13 protein-coding genes and 4 pseudogenes are annotated in these 20,191 nt (G+C 67.3%); 7 read left to right on the top strand and 10 right to left on the bottom strand.

Annotated features, from left to right (window positions below; translation table 11 throughout):
- The first annotated feature begins 57 nt into the window (after nucleotides 1–57).
- Nucleotides 58–6,468, top strand: coding sequence for an RHS repeat-associated core domain-containing protein (locus tag ACH4D3_RS37465; RefSeq protein WP_398332086.1), 6,411 nt, complete (start codon nucleotides 58–60; stop codon nucleotides 6,466–6,468).
- A 572-nt stretch (nucleotides 6,469–7,040) separates the two neighbouring features.
- Here the strand turns inward: ACH4D3_RS37465 and ACH4D3_RS37460 are convergent.
- Nucleotides 7,041–7,841, bottom strand: a pseudogene (locus tag ACH4D3_RS37460) (transposase); the annotation flags it as partial.
- A gap of 332 nt (nucleotides 7,842–8,173) precedes the next feature.
- Here ACH4D3_RS37460 and ACH4D3_RS37455 point away from each other — a divergent pair.
- From ACH4D3_RS37455 to ACH4D3_RS37445, 3 genes and pseudogenes are all read left to right on the top strand, one after another.
- Nucleotides 8,174–8,437, top strand: a pseudogene (locus tag ACH4D3_RS37455) (transporter); the annotation flags it as partial.
- Nucleotides 8,438–8,649: 212 nt separating this feature from the next.
- Nucleotides 8,650–9,132 (top strand): hypothetical protein, encoded by a 483-nt coding sequence (locus ACH4D3_RS37450; RefSeq protein WP_398332228.1) that lies wholly within the window; start codon nucleotides 8,650–8,652, stop codon nucleotides 9,130–9,132.
- Between the two features lie 224 nt (nucleotides 9,133–9,356).
- Nucleotides 9,357–9,887: a hypothetical protein gene (locus ACH4D3_RS37445; RefSeq protein ID WP_398332083.1), complete on the top strand. Its 531-nt coding sequence runs from the start codon at nucleotides 9,357–9,359 to the stop codon at nucleotides 9,885–9,887.
- Nucleotides 9,888–9,923: 36 nt separating this feature from the next.
- On the opposite strand, the gene ACH4D3_RS37440 is transcribed toward ACH4D3_RS37445, so the two are convergent.
- Nucleotides 9,924–10,196 (bottom strand): hypothetical protein, encoded by a 273-nt coding sequence (locus tag ACH4D3_RS37440; RefSeq protein ID WP_398332080.1) that lies wholly within the window; start codon nucleotides 10,194–10,196, stop codon nucleotides 9,924–9,926.
- A gap of 138 nt (nucleotides 10,197–10,334) precedes the next feature.
- Here ACH4D3_RS37440 and ACH4D3_RS37435 point away from each other — a divergent pair, with 138 nt between their 5' ends.
- Nucleotides 10,335–10,964 (top strand): class I SAM-dependent methyltransferase, encoded by a 630-nt coding sequence (locus ACH4D3_RS37435; RefSeq protein ID WP_380978759.1) that lies wholly within the window; start codon nucleotides 10,335–10,337, stop codon nucleotides 10,962–10,964.
- Between the two features lie 258 nt (nucleotides 10,965–11,222).
- Here the strand turns inward: ACH4D3_RS37435 and ACH4D3_RS37430 are convergent, their stop codons facing one another.
- Complete coding sequence (locus ACH4D3_RS37430) at nucleotides 11,223–11,738, bottom strand: tyrosine-type recombinase/integrase (RefSeq protein ID WP_398332077.1); 516 nt, start codon at nucleotides 11,736–11,738, stop codon at nucleotides 11,223–11,225.
- Here ACH4D3_RS37430 and ACH4D3_RS37425 point away from each other — a divergent pair.
- Nucleotides 11,700–12,239 carry a hypothetical protein gene (locus ACH4D3_RS37425; RefSeq protein ID WP_398332074.1) on the top strand — a complete coding sequence of 180 codons (540 nt, stop codon included), beginning with the start codon at nucleotides 11,700–11,702 and terminating at the stop codon, nucleotides 12,237–12,239. The genes ACH4D3_RS37430 and ACH4D3_RS37425 overlap by 39 nt on opposite strands.
- A gap of 399 nt (nucleotides 12,240–12,638) precedes the next feature.
- On the top strand, nucleotides 12,639–13,151 hold the full coding sequence (locus ACH4D3_RS37420; RefSeq protein ID WP_398332071.1) for a hypothetical protein: 513 nt from the start codon (nucleotides 12,639–12,641) through the stop codon (nucleotides 13,149–13,151).
- 362 nt (nucleotides 13,152–13,513) lie between these two features.
- On the opposite strand, the gene ACH4D3_RS37415 is transcribed toward ACH4D3_RS37420, so the two are convergent.
- The 7 genes and pseudogenes from ACH4D3_RS37415 to ACH4D3_RS37385 all read right to left on the bottom strand — a co-directional run.
- A complete protein-coding gene (locus tag ACH4D3_RS37415; RefSeq protein WP_398332069.1) occupies nucleotides 13,514–14,191 on the bottom strand; it encodes a tyrosine-type recombinase/integrase in 678 nt (225 codons plus the stop codon).
- Nucleotides 14,192–14,203: 12 nt separating this feature from the next.
- A complete protein-coding gene (locus ACH4D3_RS37410; RefSeq protein ID WP_398332066.1) occupies nucleotides 14,204–14,755 on the bottom strand; it encodes a site-specific integrase in 552 nt (183 codons plus the stop codon).
- 322 nt (nucleotides 14,756–15,077) lie between these two features.
- Nucleotides 15,078–15,551: pseudogene (locus ACH4D3_RS37405) on the bottom strand (site-specific integrase); the annotation flags it as partial.
- A gap of 360 nt (nucleotides 15,552–15,911) precedes the next feature.
- Nucleotides 15,912–17,351 (bottom strand): DUF317 domain-containing protein, encoded by a 1,440-nt coding sequence (locus tag ACH4D3_RS37400; protein WP_398332063.1) that lies wholly within the window; start codon nucleotides 17,349–17,351, stop codon nucleotides 15,912–15,914.
- 65 nt (nucleotides 17,352–17,416) lie between these two features.
- Complete coding sequence (locus tag ACH4D3_RS37395) at nucleotides 17,417–18,535, bottom strand: DnaB-like helicase N-terminal domain-containing protein (protein WP_398332060.1); 1,119 nt, start codon at nucleotides 18,533–18,535, stop codon at nucleotides 17,417–17,419.
- Entirely contained in the window at nucleotides 18,535–19,806 is a 1,272-nt protein-coding gene (locus tag ACH4D3_RS37390; protein WP_398332057.1) for a DNA cytosine methyltransferase, read from the bottom strand. Before ACH4D3_RS37390 ends, ACH4D3_RS37395 begins: the two co-directional genes overlap by 1 nt.
- Nucleotides 19,803–20,141: pseudogene (locus ACH4D3_RS37385) on the bottom strand (hypothetical protein); the annotation flags it as partial. The gene ACH4D3_RS37390 and the pseudogene ACH4D3_RS37385, both read right to left, overlap by 4 nt.
- Nucleotides 20,142–20,191: the final 50 nt, after the last annotated feature.

Raw genomic sequence — 20,191 nt, 5'->3', positions numbered from 1 at the left:
CGACGCCGGAGAGCGCAGGCGGAACGGATGAACATGGCCTTTGGCATAGGCACGACAATGAGACGGGATTGGCGCAGAGGGCGCGGTGCGACCGTGGCAGCGGTCCTGGCACTGGCACTCGCTGTCCCCACCGGGCTGGCTCCCGTGGCGCAGGCCGCTGAGAGCGGACTCGGCCGCCCGGATCTTCCTGGTCAGCGAGTGAGCAAGGTCAAGGAGACTGAAGGACCCGGTGCCAAAAGGGCCCGAGCGAAGGTCTCCCAGAGCGAGAAGGCGGACGCTGAGCGCGCTCGTCGGTCGAAGGACGAGCAGCGGGCAGCGACCTGGCCGCAAGAAGGCGATGCGATCGTCGAACTCGACGCCGGCAAGCGCGGCAGGGCCAAGCCCGGCGGCCTCCCCCTCGCTCTCAGTCCATCCGGAGGCAAGAAGAGCGCCGCTTCCGGCACCGAAGCACGTATCCACGTCCTCGGCCAGGAAGCCGCCGAGAAGGCCGGCATCACGGGTGTGCTGCTGACCGCTGAAGCTGACGAGGCGGGGCAGGCCCAGCTCAGCATCGACTACAGCAGCTTCGCCTCCGCGGTCGGCGGCGACTGGGCCGACCGGCTGCACCTTGTTCGCCTTCCCGGCTGTGTGCTGGACACGCCGGACAAGGCGGCATGCCGTACCACCACTTCGTTGACGTCGGACAACGACCGCGCTCGGCAGACCCTCACGGCCGCTGTTCAGCTGGCCGAGACCGACGCCGGTCCTTCGACTCAGCTGGCGCGGGCGGCGGCCTCCACGCAGAGCGCGGTGTTCGCGGTGACCGCCACCGAGCCGGGAGCGGGCGCGTCCCCGTCCGGTGCCGGCGACTACTCGGCCACCGATCTTTCGGAGTCCTCGTCCTGGGAGGCAGGGGACAGCTCCGGTTCGTTCACCTGGAACTACGACATCAGCATGCCGCCCGCGGCAGCTGGGCCGACACCGGAGCTGGACCTGTCGTACGACTCGGGCAGCGTCGACGGCCGCACCGCCACCACCAACAACCAGGGCAGCGCGGTCGGTGAAGGCTTCAGCCTGACCGAGTCCTACATCGAGCGGTCCTACGGCTCCTGCGACGACGACGGCCACGACAAATCCAACGACCGATGCTGGAAGTACGACAATGCCCAGCTGGTATTGAACGGCAAGGCCACCCGCCTGGTGAAGAAGTCCGAGGACGCGGACGGCACCTGGCGGCTGGCCAACGACGACGCCTCCACGGTCACCCGCTCCACAGGTGCCGACAACGGTGACGACAACGGCGAGTACTGGACCGTCATCACCGGCGACGGCACCGCCTACGTCTTCGGCAAGAACAAGCTCGACGGCGCCGGCAGCCAGCGCACGAACTCGACGTGGACGGTGCCGGTCTTCGGCGACGACTCCGGTGAGCCCGGCTACAGCAAGGGCGACTCCTTCGGCGACCGCGCGGTGACCCAGGCGTGGCGGTGGAACCTCGACCATGTCGAGGACACCCATGGCAACGCCTCCACCTACTGGTACGCCAAGGAAACCAACCACTACAAGAAGAACAAGGCCACCACCGCCAACGCTTCCTACACCCGCGGCGGCTACCTGAAGGAGATCAAGTACGGGCTGCGCAAGGGCGCGCTGTTCACCGATGACGCCGATGCCAAGGTCACCTTCAGCCACGCCGAGCGGTGCACCGCTGACGACTGCTCGTCACTGACCAAGGACACGGCCAAGAACTGGCCCGACGTTCCCTTCGACGCCATCTGCACCGACGGCGACGACGACTGCCTGGGCACCGGCCCCTCGTTCTTCTCCCGCAAACGCCTGACCGGCATCGACACCTTCTCCTACAACGCCTCCGGTGGCGACTACGACCCGGTGGACTCGTGGGACTTCACGCAGAAGTACCTGGACGGCGGGGACATTGGCGACACCTCCGACCACGTCCTCACCCTGAAGTCGATCAAACGGACCGGCAAGGCCGGCGGCACAGCCATCGAGCTCAACCCGGTCTCGTTCACCTACCAGTGGCGCGAGAACCGCGTGGACGGCACCGACGACATCCTGCCGCTGACCCGGCCCCGCATTTCCACGGTCACCTCGGAGACCGGCTCGATCACCACGGTGACCTTGTCCTCGCCCGAGTGCACGCGCAGCGAGGTACAGGGCGCTGCCGAGGACGCCAACACCCGCTCCTGCTTCCCGCAGTACTGGAACATCAACGGCGCCGAGGACGCGTCGGTGGACTGGTTCCACAAGTACCGGGTGGAAGCCGTCGTCGTCTCGGACCCGGCGGGCAACAACGACGCGGTCGAATACGCCTACGACTACAGCGGCGCCGCCTGGCACCACAGCGACGACCCGTTTACCTCGAAAGACGAACGCACCTGGTCCGACTGGCGCGGCTACCGTCAGGTCACCGTCCACACCGGCGCCAAGGAAACCACCCGCTCCAAGACGGTCTCCCTCTACATGCAAGGCATGCACGGCGACAAGAAGAAGGACGGCACCACCCGCTCCGTCTCCGTGACCCCGCTCGCGTCCCCGTCCGTCGGCGTAGCAAGCATCACCGACAGCGACCAGTTCCAGGGAATGCGGCGCGAGCACGTCACCTACAACGGTGCGACGCCGATCACGGTCGAGGTCACCGACCCGTGGTCGAAGGAGACCGCCCGCCAGAGCGCGCCCGACGCCGCCGACCACGTGGCCCGCTACGTCCGCACCGCCAAGTCCACCACCTACGAGTACCTGTCCGCCGCCCACGCCTGGCGCTCCCGCTCCGTCGCCACCTCCTACGACGACTACGGCATGCCCGTCACCGTCGGCGACTCAGGCGAGAACGGCAAGAGCGGCGACGAGACCTGCACCCGCACCTGGTACGCGCGCAACGATGCGGCCGGCATCAACGACCTCGTCTCCCGCACCCGCACGGTCGGCCGGTCCTGCTCCGTCATCGACACCAGCCTGAACCTGCCCGCGAACTCGAAGGCCCGCGGCGACGTCCTGTCCGACACCGCCACCGTCTACGACACCCCCGACGCCACCACCTGGGCAGCCTCCCAGAAGCCCACCAAGGGCGCAGCCACCTGGACCGGCCGCGCCACCGGCTACAACAGCACGGTGGGACCGGACAAGCTGCGTGCGGCCTCGGGCTGGCAGACCACGTCGACCACCGCCTACGACGCTCTCGGCCGCCCCGTCGACGTCACTGACGTCGACGGCAACACCACCCACACCCGCTACACCCCCGCCACCGCGGGGCCGCTGACCAAGACGACTGTCACCAACCCCAAGGGCCACGTGACGGACACGTACCTGGACCCCAGACACGGCCAGGCCGTGCGCATGTACGACGCCAACGCCAAGAAGACCGAATCCACCTACGACGCTCTTGGCCGCCTCACCGCAGTCTGGCAGCCCAACCGCAGCAAGGCCGCCGGCTACAGCGCGAACACCACCTTCAAGTACCACATCAGCAGCAGCGAACCGTCCTGGGTGTCCACCTCCACCCTGAAGAAGGACGGCAAGACGTACACCACGAGCTACGAACTGTACGACGCGATGATGCGGCCCCTGCAGACCCAGACCACCAGCCCGCTCGGCGGCCGGATACTCACCGACACCCGCTACGACACCCGCGGCCTGACCTACGAGAAGTACGAGGACATCTTCGACACCACCTCCGTACCGAACGGCACCTACACCCGCGCCGAGTACGGCGAGGCTCCCACACAGACCGAAACGGTGTATGACGGCGCGGAACGCCCGACCATCAGCACCCTCTACACGTACGGGGTGAAGAAGTGGTCGACCACCACCAGCTACACCGGTGACTCCACCGCCACCACCGCCCTCAAGGGCGGCTCGGCCAGCCGCACACTCATCGACGCCCGCGGCCGGACCGTGGAAACCCGCGAGTACGCAGGCACCAGCCCCGCCGATCCCCAGTTCGGCGGCACAACGGGCACCAGCTCGTACACCTCCACCACCTTCCAGTACACGCTGGACGACCAGCAGACCCGCGTCACCGGCCCCGACGGCGCCCAGTGGGCGTACGGGTACGACCTGTTCGGCCGCAAGATCAGTGCGGACGACCCCGACAAGGGCCTGACCCGCCTGTCTTACGACCAACTGGACCGGCTCACCCAGACCACCGACTCCCGGGGCAAGAGCATCATCACCGCCTACGACGCTCTCAACCGCATCACCGGCACCTGGGCCGGATCGAAAACAGACGCCAACCAACTGACCGCCTTCACCTACGACACCCTCCTCGAGGGACAGCCCGACACAAGCACCCGCTACGTCGGCGGCAAGAACGGCACGGCCTACACCAAAACCGTAACCGCCTACGACAAGCTCTACCGGCCCACCACCACCGAACTCACCCTGCCGGAATCCGACCCACTGATCACCGCAGGGGCACCGGCCACCCTGCAGTTCGAAGCCAACTACAACCTCGACGGCACCCTGCAGAGCACCCAGGAACCCGCCCTCGGAGGACTACCCTCCGAGATCGTTGGCTACCAGTACACCAACACCGGACAGGTCACCTCCATCGTCGGCAAAGCCGGCTACCTCCTGGACGCCGACTACTCCGCCCTCGGGCAGGCCCGGCAGCTGACCCTCGGCACCGCCGACACCGAAGAGCACAAGAAGACGTACATCACCAACCTCTGGGAGGAAGGCACCAAGCGCCTTCTCGGCAGCCACGTCACCGACCAGACCCACCCCTACAAGCTGCAGAACCTCGCCTATACCTACGACCAGACAGGCAACGTCACCTCCAGCGCCGACACCAGCACCCTCGGCGGCACCGCAGCAGCGGAAACCCAGTGCTTCGCCTACGACGGCCACCGGCGCATGACCGAAGCATGGACCCCCGCCTCCCAGAACTGCTCCGACACCCGCAGCGTGCACGCCCTGGGTGGAAGAGCCCCGTACTGGACCAGCTACACGTACAACGACGCCGGCCAGCGCACCACGCAGACCGAGCACGCCACCGCCGGCAACACCACCACGAACTACTGCTACGAGAAGGAGGGCCAGCCCCACGCCCTGACCGGAACCAGCACGACGGCAAACTGCACCAGCCCTGACCGCGCCTTCACGTTCGACAGCACCGGCAACACCACCAGCCGGCCCGACGGAACCGCCACACAGGACCTCGCCTGGTCCGACGAAGGCAAGCTGACCAACCTGACCGAGAACGGCAAGACCACCGACTACCTGTACGGGGCCGACGGCACCCTCCTCATCCGCACCACCGAGGACGGAGAGCGCACCCTCTACGCGGGCGCAACGGAGCTGCACCTGCGCGCTGACGGCACCGCCTGGGCCCAGCGCCGCTACGGCTCCGGCGATGTGACCGTCGCCGTCCGGTCCAACGAGAGCGGCAGCAATGAGCTCAGTTACCTGGTCAATGACCTGCACGGCACGGCCACCCTTGCCATCGACGCCACTGACCAGGCGTACTCCCGGCGCTACCTGACCCCTTTCGGCGCCCCCAGAGGCACCGCAACAGGATCGGCATGGCCTGACGACAAGGGCTTCCTCGGCAAGACCACCGACACCGGCACAGGACTCACCCACGTCGGCGCACGCCAGTACGACCCGGAGATCGGCCAGTTCATCAGCGTCGACCCACTCCTGCAGACTGGCATCGGGCAGACCCTCAACGGCTACAGCTACGCGGTTCAGAACCCGCAGACCGTCGCAGACCCCACCGGCCTCGGTGTCCCCGGATGCCACACCGGAGAAATCAAAAACTGCCGCAACGGCGTCCCCGTCAGCAGCGGCAAAAAGGCCAGCAACAGTAGCGAAGGACCGGTCCGCGCCTGCCGCTGTGGTAAGCGCCCGCCGCTCGTGAAGGGCATGAAGCCCACTGGCCTCGGAGGCATCCCAGGCCGCCGCAACATCACCCTGCCCTCCACACCCGCGCCCAAGGGCTGGCTGAAGACGGTACCGCCGCCCAACCCCGGCCCCAAGCCCAAGCCCAAGGCCAACAAGAACTGGTTCGGTAAGGTACTTGACGTCATCGGCGTGGGAACCGAGCCCAACACGTGGGGTGTTTGCATCAGCGTTTCCGCAGGAGCAGGCGTCATGGGAAGTCTGGGGGGCTGCGTTATGGTGGGCCGGAACGCCGACGGGGACTGGGATCTCGGCGTGAGTGGGTCTCCGGCGATCTCCGGGGTCGGAGCGGGACTCTCAGCCGACGTCACCGGACTGACCAGCAACGCAGACTCGCTCGACCAGCTCCGGGGCTGGGGCTGGGACAAGGAGATCTCCGCGCACTACGGCGTTGGAGGCCTTGCTAGTCATGAATCCAGCTTCAATCTCGACGGATCATGGGTGAGGAACAGTAAGGGTGAGCCTGTATGGGCCACTGAAGTAGGTGGGGGACCCGGAGTCGAGGGGGGAATCGAGACCGGGATCAACTACACCTGGGGTTGTTCACTCCGACTCGGCTGCAGTTAAGTCAAACTCCTTGCCGCTGGCCCGAGAGATAAGCTCTCGGGCCAGCGGCCTCTCGGCAAGAATAAGACGGGATCTTCTCCATGTTTATCATTCCACTACTTCTCGGGCTTGCGTGTCTCGCCTTCGGCCTAGCCCTGGCCACGAACCACAAGGGGTTCCGTGACCGGCTAACAGCGTCGCCCATCAATCTCGCCCCAGGCGACACTAAAGTGCCAGGCACCTTTAAAGCTGTCGGTGTAATGGCCACCATTTTGGGCATGTTCATGACCCTTTTCGGGATTGTTTTTGCGATCTTCTCATAGCTTGGATGCGGGCGTGTCAGTGCTCTCTTTTGTGTTCGGCGGATCCTTCGTCCTATTCGGTACAGTGGTTCTCCTCTTCGGAGTTGGTGTTTTTGCGGATTTTTGCGGAGTGAGGAGGAGATTGGCCGGGACTGCTTCGTCGTCCGCAATGGGTAGACGTGAGGGTGTATCACCCATGAGACTGGCAGGCTGCCTTTGGATGCTGGTGGGCATACTTGCTATATTTTTCGGTCTTATTCCCCTGCTGTGACTACGGCACAGGCCTACGGGGTGGCCGGCCCAGGCCGAGCGGCGCACCAGCAGAGGGTGCAGGCGGTCCCAGGCAGTGGCTACGGCCTTCCCGTAGTGGGTGGTGTCCGTCACGGTGGTGACGGAAGGGGTCGGCTGGGTTGCCGCAGTCTCGGACGCGAACTTCGGCCCGCGCTTGGGCTTGCGCCCGCGTTTGCCCATCCGGCCCAGCAGCTCAAGGGGCAGGTCCGCGAGCAGGAAGGCCAGGCGCGTCACGTCGTAGCCGGCATCGACGACGACCAGAACGGGTGGATCGCCGATCTGTCACTGCCCGGCCACATACAGTCGTTGGAACACGTCCCGGAGTTGGGCGGCGGTGACGGCGATCGCGTCGTCCCACGGACACAGCCGGACCAAGTCCAGCATGGCAGTCCACGACGTGCGGCCCGGCTCCAGAGCGGCGATGAAGGAATAGGGCCACCCAGGGATCATCTGGGCCGAGCCCCGGCCCCGGCCATACGTGTGACAGAACAGCCGGTCCGGGCTGGTGTTCGCATCCGGCCGCAGCCAGTTGCGCACATCGACCGCCAGGACCAGCCGCCCTTCCGCCGTCCGGGGAAGCGGCAGTTCGGCCAGCGCCATGCGTAGCCGAGACACGTCCAGATGCCGGCGATTCAGCCCGCCATACAGTGCGCCATGCCCACGCCTGTGCTCAGGCGCCAGAGACAACCCGACCAACGTCTTCACCGGGCCGTCCGCACACAGCAGTGCATCGCTCAGCTCGAACAAGGCGTCGGGTCTGTGGGTCAGGCATGCATACAACTCCGCCCGAAAGCATGACAGTTAGGCAAACGCATCCCGCGGGACGCCACGCAGTACGAAGGCCGTAGTAATGGGTCTGCTGCAGCGGACGTTAAACGCCAAGCTTAGAAGGCACGTGCTCTACCCACTGAGCTGCGGGGGCTGACCTGCGTAAACGCAGCTTCCGGGCGCTGTCCCCCATGTCGCGGGGGGACACATGGGGGAATCGCGGATTCCCGGTGACCGGGGGACGCGAGCGCTCCCTGATCGGGCCGTACGTCGGGTCTCACATTATCTTCACGCCCCCGAAGTCTCACGCGGAAACAACCCCGCACCTCATCGGCGTTGGTGATCTCCGAACCGAGGAGGGGAAGGTGTCGGGCCTGAAGCTGTTCCGCACGGACGTGACGAATAGCGGCATGACGGAGATCATGCCGCGTCTTGCTGAGATCGAGGCCGATGTGCAGGGCCTTGTCGAGGCGCACATGGAGACGCTGCTGGGCGTCCGGTTCCTGGCGAGTGAGTACAGCTCTGGGCCCGTCCACGGGGGCCGGATCGACTCGCTCGGGCTGGACGAGAACGGCTCGCCAGTCATAGTCGAGTACAAGCGCGGCACGAACGCTGGCGTCTTCTCCGAACCCGGTCCTTCTTTCCGACCTTGCTGGGGGGCACGGTGTTGGACCTCAGGTCCGCAGGCAGTTCATCTGCTGGCTCGAAGCGGAACCCGGCATCGGGGAGCAGTCATCTTTGCCGAGTCACGGCAATGAGGTGGAGCGGCGCACGTGGCAGGCTCTGGGGTATGGAATGGAGTTTCAAGTTGCACGGGGGGATCGCGGCCGGGTTGAGTACCGTGCTGCTGTTGCTCGCCGCGCTCACGTGGCTGCCGGGGACCTTGCCGCTGGCGGGATTGAAGTGGCCGATGGTGGCGACCGTGGTGCTTCTCTTCCCAATCTTTATAGCTGCCTTGGTGCGCATGTTCCTGAGTGGGGCAGACCGGCACTCGATGTGGCTCGCCTTTCGATGTCTGCCTGGCAGGATACAGGGAGTCCTTGGGGCTCTGGTCATCTCGGGCGTCGTGTTGATGCTTTTCAGCACAGTTGGCGCGGGGAACTGGCAGGCCCCAGAGGTCAAGGACGGCCGGTACTTCGTTTTCGACACGACTCCCCACGCGCGCGGCACGATTGAGGTCTCGCACAGCCAGTACGAGACCGTCCTCGAGAGCGATCAGCGGGCCATACTCGCGATCCCAGGCATACTCTTCGCTGGAGCCGCATATTTCGTCTTTGCGGCAGGGGAGTTGCGCCGGGCGGATGCTCGGTACAGATCTCCGTAGCCGGGGTCTGAAGATTCCTGGTTGTAGCTGATTGCTTGTCACTGGTGCCGGCATCGACAGTCACGCTTGGAGGCCCTCCATAGTGGCAACGGGGAATCGGCGCGGTTGGTCGCAGTGCTTGTGAGGGTGGCGATAATGCGGTGCTGCCGGTCCGCGGCCGCCGTAGGCGGCCTTGCCTCCTGCCGTCGCCAGCGGAAAGGATCGGCTGTAGGAGGGCGGTTGGGATGCAAACCAGAGTGCTTCGTCGGCCGGTGTACGTGTGGTTTCCTGTAGCTGCGGCGATTACGTCCTACGTTTGTGCGGTTTTGATCGCAGGTCCGTGGGACGAGGAGTCGGCGGCGGCGTTCGCGGTTGCCGGAGCTTCGATTTTCTTCTGGGCGCTTGGATGGGACTCGGCCATCCGAAGCACTGACAATCAAGTGTCCTTCACGAACTTTCTCGTGACCGCAACCGTTGCCTGGACCGATGTCGACGAGGTGGATGTGCATGATGGCCTGACCATTGTCCTGAGAGACGGGCGCGAGATGAGATCGGTCGCCTTCGGCAGTTCACTGCTGGGTTCCTTCACCGGCTACAGGACGCATCAACGGGCCTTTCACCTGCTTCGAGAAGCCCAACTCAAAGCGTCCGAGACACAGGGTGGCAACAGTAAGGGGCAGGTCCGGCGGCACTGGTCCTTTGAATGGAGACGGCTCCTCTGCGCCCTCGCGGTTGCCTTCGGCCCACTCACGGTGATCCTCGTCCTGTCGCGGTAAGCGGAAGTGCCGGGCCTGAACTTGCTGACGCGGCCATTAATTGATGGAGCCCAAGGGCCACGTTCTCTCCTCCGGCCGGTGCTGGCGGCGAACGCTGGGAGCGGTGATCACGGGAACGCCGAGGTCGACGACGACGCGGGATGGGCGCCGGTCGAGTTGGGCGAGCTTCTCCTCTGCTCCGGCCAGGCTCACCTGCAGCGCTTCCATCTCGCCGAGCCATCCTTCGCGTTCGGCCTCAGCGATGCGGGCGAGGAGGTTGTCGCGGATCTCGACGAGCCGGTCACGCTGCGCGGGGTCGGGCCAGAGCATTGGGCAGCGAACACAGGCTTCTCTGAACCAACGAGAGTGTGCCCTGTGATCAGGTGACGGGACGATCAGTCCTGAAGGGGAGGTCCGGTGTGGGGCCGGAGAACGGGTGCGAACGGCGCGGGTGTTAGTTTCCTTCCCGTGTTAAAACACCAGGACGAGACCAGGGCGGCCTACGACGGGGTCGTCGAGCTGTATGCGTCGATGTTCGCTAATCGGTTGGAGACGCAGCCGTTCGCGCGGAACATGATCGGTACCTTCGCCGAGCTCGTGAGTGGCACAGGGAACTTGCGGGCAGCCGACGTCGGGTGCGGGCCCGGGCATCTGACAGCCATGCTGCACGACTTGGGGCTGGACTCCTTCGGACTCGACCTCTCCCCGGCTATGGTCGCCCACGCCCGGCGGGCCCATCCGACGCTGCGGTTCGACGAAGCGCGAATGGAGGCCCTGCCGATCGAGGACGGCGCGCTCGGCGGAGTGCTGGCCCACTACTCGATGATCCATACCCCACCTGGAGAATTGCCCGCGCTGCTCGCCGAACAGGTGCGTGTCCTGACGCCAGGGGGCCTGCTCCTGGTGTCCTTCTTCGGGACCGAGGGACCGGAGCCGGTCCGCTTCGACCACAAGGTGGCGCCCGCCTATAGCTGGCCGGCGGAGCAGTTTGCCGAGTTGCTGACCGGGGCCGGACTCGTCACGGTTGCTCGGTTGCTCCACGACCCAGCGTCCGAGCGGGGCTTCCTCGACACCCATTTGCTGGCCCGCCGCCCGTAGATCGTGGCCCGTGGCCTGGGTCGGGGTGGTGTAGATCATCCGCGTGGATGAGGCTCGGCTAACCTGAAGGTCCTCTTGCCGTACTGATTCGTGTCGCGATCTGTCTGAAGCGGGGCATGCCGAGATCAATCGCTTGGCGTTGACGGACTTGCTCTGCATCGAGCTGGGCGAGCTTCTCCTCTGCGCTGGCGAGGCTGACTTGGAGTCCTTCGATCTCACCGAGCCATCCCTCCTGTTCAGCTTCGGTGATTCGGGCGATCAAGTTGTCGCGGATCTCGGCAAGCCGTGCCCGTTGGGCCGGGTCAGGTCGGAGGAGCGAGCATCTGACACAAGCGTGCCATGGATGCAGGGCGATCCGAAGATGCGTGCACAGGTGCCGATGGACACCTTCCGCTTCTCGAAGTGGGCGAGGAAGGCGTCCCACTCCTCCTCCGTCGGGATCCGGTACTCCTCGCCGGGGCGGGAGGCCCGCCGACGGCCGATGAACGCCCGGTGGGCCTCGATCGTCTCGGCAGGGTAGACCGCCTTGTATCCGATCGTGGTGTCGATGTTCTTGTGACCGCAGATGACCTGGGCAATGTGCGGGGGCAGCCCGTTCATGATGGCGTCGGTGACGAAGATCCTCCGGAAGTCGTGGGGAGAGAAGGACAGGGCCTCACCTTCGGCGTTGGTCACCCCGGTCGCGGCCAGCGCATTGATCAGCAGCTTGCGGATCGCGGTCGGTGTGAAAGCGCGGTGCTCGGAGCCGATGCCACGCTGGAACAGCAGCGGCATCGGCGGGTTTCAGACCTTCTCGCGGACGTCATAGGCGGCCACCAGCGGGACTGTCCTGCCAGAGCCGCGGAGCCGACTGATGATGGCGCTGAGGACGTCAGCGAGTTCCGGGCTAACCAGCAGGAGTCGCTCGGTGTCGGTTTTGGACGGGGCGATCTGCAGCAGAGGGACGACCTCGCCAGTGGACGGGAGCCGGTACTGGGTGACGCTGTGGTGTGTGAGTTCCAGGAGTTCCTCGTTGCGAACGCCGGTCAGACGCAGGACCTCGATCACGGCGAACGCCCAGAACGCTTCCTCTTCTTCATAGGTCAGGTTTCGCCGGCGCCCGCTGGAGATCTCCTCGGCCCAGATGAGGTGGCCTGCGGCTTTCGGAGAGATGGCTCTGCGCAGAGCCCCGCCGGTGCCGGGAATCAGAGCTCCGGGCTCGGTGTCTCCCGCCGCCTGGAGCAGGCTGGCGGCGTCGCGGCGCCGGCGGTCGGTGGTGCTGACCAGGATGGGTAGGACGGGCAGCCGCTCGCGGGTGCGCTGATCCATCCGGGCTTTGCGCCTCTTGCGTTCCTTTGCCTTGTGGATCTCGTCGTCGCTGATCGGACAGGGCACGGCCCATGGCTCCCAGCGGGCCGGTTCCTCGGCCGCCCATTGCGCGATGTCGAGATAGAATGCTCGGACGCGCATGAGTTCGTCCTTGGCGTTGAGTCGCGGGCTGGTGACCTCGACGCTCTTGCCGTCGGGGCCCACGACGGTGCGCTTCTTGACCTTCAGGTCGTCCTTCCAAGCGCGAGCCACCGCCGGGGGCAGCCGCAGTGAGTCGATTCCCGGCGCCAGAGCTTCGATCCGGGCCCAGAACAGGCCCGCGAGCGTGCGCGAGATCGCGTCCAGGCTGGCGAAGTCCAGTGATGGTTGGCGCTCGCGCAGATAGTCCACGATCACGTCGCGCACCGGTTGGCACCGGATTTGGTAGCGGTCCACCAACTCTTCGATGCTCAACTGCCCCAGGGCGAGCTCGAAGGCACGAATCGTGGCAGGGGCATCCTCGGGGAAGATACCCATGGCCCGCAGCCGCAGGTAGAAGTCGACCTTCTTCTGTCCGTCGCGGGCGTGCACCCGGCGCTGGGTATCGACGAGCTCCACGCAGTCGCCGACGGTGATGTCGCCGATCCGTCCGCCCTTGCAGGCCAGCAGGGTGGCGATCCGCGTCGCGGCGATCTGCGCATCCTTGCGCGAGCTCGCCGGCCCGGCGGCGGCCAACTGGTGCAGGCGCGCGAATCCGTCCGGGTCTCGGACCTGGGCCATCACAGAGGCGAGATGCCGGTGCGTGCGGGTGAGCATCCACGGCAGAGCAGGACGGATGACGTCTCCGCAGATCAGCATGAGCAGCCCGGAGGTCAGGTCTTCCCGGTCATGCGACGGTGAGGGCCCGCGCTCGCTCAGCCACCGCTGTGGGAGCTCGACCCAGGCGGCTCCGCACAAGTTCTCGGCCCCCGTGGCCATCCAGCGCTGCTGCCAGGTATCCCCGGGCTGGCTCGACAGCCAGTCCAGGAGCTTGGTCACCCCACGGCGGCGTCCGGCTCGGGTGCCGTTCGCCGCGGGGAGAAACGGCGGCGCCGTCAGGCGTCGCAGCGTCTTTTCAGACGGCTGTGCGGTCTGGGACCACCGCCGTTCTGCGGTCCGGGCCGGGAACTGCTCGCGTAGCCGACTGTTCCGCGCCTGGGCCTGCTCCGCGGTCGCGTTCGTGATCTCCAACGTCTTGCGCGTCGCGTGCTTGACGACGGCCGTCATGACGAGCGCCCGAACAGGACATCTAGCGACGCTGGGTCGTAGCCCGGTGCCGGCGGCGGAGGTGCCGTCTGGATGTTCTCGCGGGCCTGGCGTGCGTGGTGCGCCAGCACGCCGGCCACGGCCTCGTCCTTGTGCGGCGTCAGATATACCTCCGTGGCGGACAGGTGAGCGTGTCCGAGCACCCACTGCACGTCGGACAGCGTCAGCTTCGGGTCGCGCACCATGCGGGCGGCTGCGCTGTGCCGCAGGTCGTGAAGGGTCCAGTCGGCGCCGAGCGAGGCGTTGACGCGCTCGAACATCCGGTGGGCGCCGTGGTAGGTCAGGGGTCGGATCGGGTCTCGCCGTGTCCACCACACCGGTTGGGTGCGGCCTCGCGCGACCTGGCCGTGTACCTCCTGCTGGTAGAGGCGCAGCCAGACGAATGCGTCTGCCGATGCCGGCACCTGCTGGACCGCCCGCGAGCCCTTGCGCACCACGCTGATCAACTGCTGGCCGGGGTCGACGTCGCGCTGGCGCATGCCGATCAGTTCCGAGGCCCGCACCCCGGTGCAGATCCAGAAGGCGACCAGGGCCCGGTCGCGGTTGGAGGGCAGTGCCGCGAACAGCTTGTTGAACCATGCTTCCGGAATCGAGCGCGGGATTCGCCGCGGAAGGCTCGGCCGGTAGCGGCCCACCCGATCGGGCTTTCAGCCGTCCATCGGATTGTGGTGCGCGTGAGCCCGCCCGGAGCGGCGGGACAGATCCAGCGGGAACGGGTTGAGCAGCGGGCCGGTCCCCGAATCGCGGTGCACATCGTAGAACCGGCGCAGGACCGTCTCGCTGTGCACGACGGTGGTCGGAGCGTATCCGGATCCGGTCGACGGCTTCCCGGTCACCGGGTTCGAGGCACCGGCTCCCCGTACCGCTCGCGGGCCCTGGTCCTTGATCTTCCTGGGTTTGACAGTCTCTTGGATCCAACAGCTGAAGTCCCGGGCTTCCCGACGGGTCGCTCGGTCCCAGGGAATGTCCACGGCCTGCAAGAACCGCCACCACCGCAACAGATCCATCCCGTAGGAGCGAACCGTTGACGGCGCTTTCCCGGCCGCCAGCAACTCCTGGAAGTAGACGGCGACCGCCTCGACGGCCGCTCCGTCGGGATCGATCAGCCGGTAGGGCTCGTACCGGTCGCCGGTCTCCACCAGCCGACCCCACCGGGGGACCACCAGGGCCGCCAAATCTCGTCGGGGAGCATCGTTCATCACGATCGGTGACCGTAGTACCCGATGACTCCATCCGCCCACTGAACTGGGCAATCTCCAGGCTTCGTTCAGTCAACGGGGCGTGTTCGTGGATGCAGGGGGTGCCGAACGCGCGGCCGCATGCTCCGATGGAGACCTTTCGCCGCTCGAAGTGGCCGAGGAACTTCTGCCATTCATCGTCGGTGGGGACACGGTATTCCCCGCTCGGGCGGAGGGACCTGCGGCGGGCGAAGAAGGCCATGTGCGCCTGGATCGCCTCTTCGGGGTAGACGGCCTTGTAACCGAGAGTCACGTTGATGTCCTGGTGGCCAGCGATCACCTGGGCGATGTGCGGCGGCAGCCCGTTGAGGATGGCATCGGTGATGAACAGCCGGCGGAAGTCGTGCGGTGTGTAGCGAAGCGGGGCACCCGTAACGTCGGTCAGGCCCGTGTCGGTGAGGGCCTCGTCGAGCATGGTACGAACGATTTCATCGGTGAACGCGCAGTCCTCACCGCGGATGCGTCGTTGGAACAGCAGAGGGGCAGGCTCCTGCCACGCACATTCGCGGCGGTCGTAGGAGCGGAGCAGGGGAACGGTGCCGGTGGCCTCCCGGGCTCGGCAGATGATCGCGCTCAGGACGTCGGCGAGTTCGGGGCTGACCAGCAGCAGCCGCTCGGTATCCGTCTTGGACGGGACGATCTGTAGGAGGGGGACAAGTTCACCGGTGGTGGCCAGCCGGTATTGGACCAGGCTGTGGTGGCTGAGTTCCAGCAGTTCCTCGACACGGATGCCGGTGGCCCGCAGGACCTCGACCATGGCCCAGGTCCAGAAGGCTCTCTCGTCCTCGAGTCCCAGATCGCGGCGTTTCCCGGTGGGCGGGTCCTCGGCCCAGATCCTGCCGGCCGTTCCGTGCGGAACCACGGCACGTACGAGTTGCTTACGGGCCGGGTCCATCGGGTTGCGATGGGCGTGAGCCCGCCGGCCGCGACGTGCTCGGTCCAGCAAGCTGCAGCTGCGTACGCCGAGGGATGTGGAGAGGGCGCACGAGCTGTTCCGGGCAAGCTACGTGGCGGCATGATCGCCCGGCGCTGCCGGCCTCGTGACGGGCTGCGCTCCGTGTCGGGCCTGCGGTCGTGGGAGGAGCCTCTCGACGTGCGGGCAGGGCGTGGCGGTGGACTATCTATGGTGCGCGGGATCGCCGGCTTGGGCAACCAGCGATCGCGCTATGTTGCCCCGCTCGTGCGGGCCGGTGATCAGCGTGAACGGCTGGCGGTCGGTCGGCCCTGACCGCCGGAGCCGTCGGCACACTGGCTGCGAGGCGGGTCCTGTGCTCGCCGCCCGGCTGGGGCTGGCGCGTGCCGGTCTCGTGGACGAGAGTTCGGAGAGGTCGGCCAGCAGCGAGCTCGGGGTGTGCGGGGACGCGGTGATGGCCCAGGTGGGCCGGTCAGGGTGAGGGCCGGCCCAGATGGGCCAGGTGGCTGGGTTCTGGGGGGCCTGCGCGGTCAGTGGGGCAAACCGAACGCCTGCCTGCTCGTCGGGGGACGTCCACCGGATCCCGTGCCCTGTCAGGGTGTGCTTCCGCCCGGCCTCAGTGAGCGGCTGCGTGGCTGTGATGGCCGTCCTCTCGCCCACCGGGACGCCGATGACCGTGTCCCAGCCGTCGCCGTCGGCGAGGTGGTTCAGCAAATTCTGCAGCACGGGGGCGGGAGTGGCGCCGGTCGCGGTGAAGTGCCACAGGCGGTCGGAGACGGGTGTCTCGTAGGCAGCCACGGTCCAGGCGGTCTTGCGGGCCTGGGTTTCGTGGACTCGTTCGATGCGAAGGGTCTGCGATTCGTGGATGGAGTGGGTCGTCTCGTCGGACCAGGTGCGCCACTTTCCGAACTCGCCGTGTTCGTCGAGGAGCGCGTCGTGGTCGCCGGCATCGGCCAGGTAGACAGGGACGACCTCAAGCTGAGGGTGGGACGGTTCGGACTCGACTGTGGTGACATCGAAGACGGAACGCGCTGCGATGGCGGCGCGTTCGGTGTCGGTCAGGGGCGCCGGGCCGGGGCGTATCTCGGCTGCGTGGACCTTCTCGAAGGCCACCAGTGCCTCCGCGGGTGAGTCGAAGGTGTCAGCGATCTGACGCAGATGATCCTCGCCGTGCAGGTGGACGGACTTGCCGCCTGGGTGGAGGTATGTGCCGGCCGCGACGGTGGTGCGGCCGTCGTGGGCGTGGGCAGGGGCGTGGGCGTGGATCAGGAGGTGGCCGTTGCGGATGTCGTCGTGGATCTTCTGCGCCTCATTGGAGTCCGCGCGGATGTCGCTGCGAGTGCACCAGGGCATCCGGTAGTTCGGCCAGGTCCATTCCTCGTCGATGGCCTCCTGGAGGCGTGGGGTGATCTCGACGGTGATGTCTTCAGCGGTCAGGTGCTGGGCTGCGTCGTCGGCCCAGTAGGGCTCCTCGTGATCGATGCGGGCCAGGACCAGGACGCCTGTGGTGGCGGCACTCCAACCGGCAGCCTCCAGAGCCATGGAGGCGACGTGGGCCTGGGAGCCGGTCAGGACGGCCTGCACGGCGCTCGGGTGTGTGGGATGGGTGTCGAGGCGGACATGGGCATCGATGGAGGCAGCCACTTGGGGGTCTCATCTGTACTGCCGGTGGGCGGGCCTTCGGGTCCGGCCACCGGCGTACTCGGCAGTTATCGGGTTGCTCGTGTGGATCGGGCCGCGTGTGCGGCCGTGGTGGTCGGCGGGCCGGCGCGGATGGCAGGCGCCGCGCGCCGCTGCAGCGGGGCGGATCCGGTGGCGATCTGCCAGCGGGTGCGGACGGCGGCGATGTCGGCGAGAGCGCGGCGGGCGCCGACGACGAGCTGGAAGGGGGTGTTCGCCGGGTCGCCGGCGTACGCCTCGATGCGCCGTCCGGTGTGATCGGCCGTGGCCAGGAGGGAGCGCTGCAGGGCGCGTTCGCCCCAGTGCCCGACGGATCCGGCCGGTTCGGCCAGCATGCGCAGGATCTCGCCTGGATCACTGCCGTCGTCCAGCATGCCGCGCAGCTGGGCTTCCCACAGGACGGTGACGGGGTCGATGGGTTCGTTGCGGCGGGCGAGGGTGGTCAGGCACTGCCACAGGCCGGCGTGCAGCGGCAGGGTGAGGTCGTCGGGGACCAGCAACCGCACGGTGTCGATCTCGTCAGGGCGGGCGGTGGCGGTGGCGAGCAGGAGTTGCTCCTCCTCGACCGCCTCGGTGTGGTCAGGGGCGGCGGGGGGCGGTGCCGGGGTGCGGGGGAGGACGCCGGAGCGTGGGGGGAAGCGGTTCGCGATGTCGTCCACGACCTCGGCGAGTGCGTCGGCCTCGGTGAGCACCGTCTGGACGGGGTGGGGGAGGCTGGCGTCGTGGATGGTGTGGATGAGGCGTTCGACGGCCGTCAGTAGGCGGCGGCGGGCGTGCTCGGCCTCGACCATGCGGGCGTAGGCGGGGGCGTGGCTGGGCCAGGGGCAGACCTGGATGAGGGTGTGCAGGTAGGTGGCGGTCAGTCCGCGCGTCTGTTCTTGGCCCGTGGTGAGCACGTGGTCGAGCCACTTGGTGTTCTTCGCGTGCTCGGCGGGGTCGGGCCGCGGCAGGGTGCTGATCGCGGTGTACAGGGCGGCGTGTGCGGTGGTGGAGAAGGAGTCGGCGGTGATGCCGCTCACGTCGTCCAGGCGGTGCGGGTCGAGGAGGAGGGCCCCCAGGAGGGCCTGCTCGACGTGGAAAACCGGCTGGGGCGTTGGGATGGCGTCGAGGTCGTCTTCGTCGGGGGTGGGGGTGGGGGTGTGGGGCATCAGGCGGCGAGGGTGAAGTCGTCGGGGTCGAGGGGGAGGCCGAGGTGCGGGGCGAGGAGATGGCCGGCGAGCAGCGGGGGAACGGCGTTGCCGATCTGCGAGAACTGTTGCCCCTTGTTGCCGGCCCAGGGGTAGTCGGCGGGGAAGGTCTGCAGGAGGCCGGCCTCGTGGGCGGTGATCCGGATCGGCTCGGGAACGGTCGGCGCATCGGCTTCTTCGGCTGGCGGTGTGGCGGGTTCGGCGACCCAGGTGCATTCGTTGGCGCGGTGTCCGAAGAACAGCGCGCCGGCTGGCTCGGACAGCGGACAGACGGTGGCGTTGGCCTGGTTGTTGCTGCGCAGGGACCAGGACCAGCGGTGGGTCTCGGCGGTGAATGTGGGCGCGGGAGCGTCGGCCGTACGGTTGTCTCGGGTGCCGTGCCGGGCCGCCCGCCCCGTGCCTTCGCCGCGGGACTGCAGAACCACCCCGTCTGGCCGGGGCATCCAAGTGCCGCGCTCCCGGGCGTCGGACAGCGTCTTGCGGGAGCCTGACGGGAACGGTTCGGGGCCTCCGCCGGGCCCGCCTCCTGCGCAGACGGTGGGGACGGGCCGGTCTGTCGCGCCCCATCCCAGGGCTTCGGCCATGCTGACCCAGCGGGCACGGCCCGGACCGAACAGCGATTCCGGCTCGGCGAGCTGGGCGTGCGTGGGCGTGGGTGGTTGTGCCGTGCGGACGCGGGAGGCCAGGAGGATCGCTCGCTTCCTGGTCTGCGGGACGCCGAAGTCGGCGGCGTTGAGTATTCCGTACCAGACGGAGAACCCCCAGCCGCGCAGGACAGCTGCGTACTGTTTCCACAGGGGCAGCACGTCCGGTACTTCCTCCATGGCCACCCACTCGGGCTCGCGAACCGCGTTCAGGGCGTAGAGGTAGCGCATCGGCTCGGCGGCGAGCAGGGAGCGCTTGTCATGGCAGGCGGCGAGGAGGCGTTCGCGGGTGTCGCGACCGGTGGCCAGGTCGGCGACCGCCTCGTGCACCAGCGGCTGGTCGAGCAGGCCCAGGCGCTTGCCGGCCATGCTCCACGCCTGACATGGCGGCGAGGCGATCACCCCTCGGGTGCGGCCGATGAACGGCCAGGTTGGGTACCCCGCGACGTCGCACCGGATGGTCAACTGGCCTGCCGCAGCTCGGGACTTACATGCCCACGGGTCCCATTCCAGGCCGATGTCGCGCACGCCCAGGACGTGCAGGGCCCTGCTCCAGCCGCCCGGCCCCGCGAAGAGATCGAGGATCACGTGGCCAGCGCAAAGTCGTCCCGCGTCAGCGCGTTGGCGTCGCCGCGGCACGCCCAGGGCGAGCAGCCGTCCTCGACACCGTTCTCCAGCACGTCGGCGTCGTCCAGTTCGGGCTGCAGGGCGGCTCTTTCGGCGGCGGTGACGTGATCGATGGGGGCTTCGCTGAGTGGGACGCCGGAGCGGTGCAGGAACGCCTCGCCGAGCAGCCTGTTGCCCGAGGCGTTGGCGCGTGCATTGCCCTGCCGGATGGCCGCGTCGAATTCGACGACGTCCGCCCACTCGGCCGGGGACGTGTCCCTGATGTGCCGCCACTGCGCATTTCCGTGGAACGGGCAAGTTATTGAGAATTGAGACAGAGTCGTGATCCTTCGCTCGATGGGGTGAG

The sequence above is a fragment of the Streptomyces sp. NPDC018026 genome, from assembly GCF_044327745.1.
Taxonomy (GTDB): domain Bacteria; phylum Actinomycetota; class Actinomycetes; order Streptomycetales; family Streptomycetaceae; genus Streptomyces; species Streptomyces rubrogriseus.
Note: the sequence above shows the minus strand (reverse complement) of the source record. Positions and strands in the feature narration are given on the sequence as shown.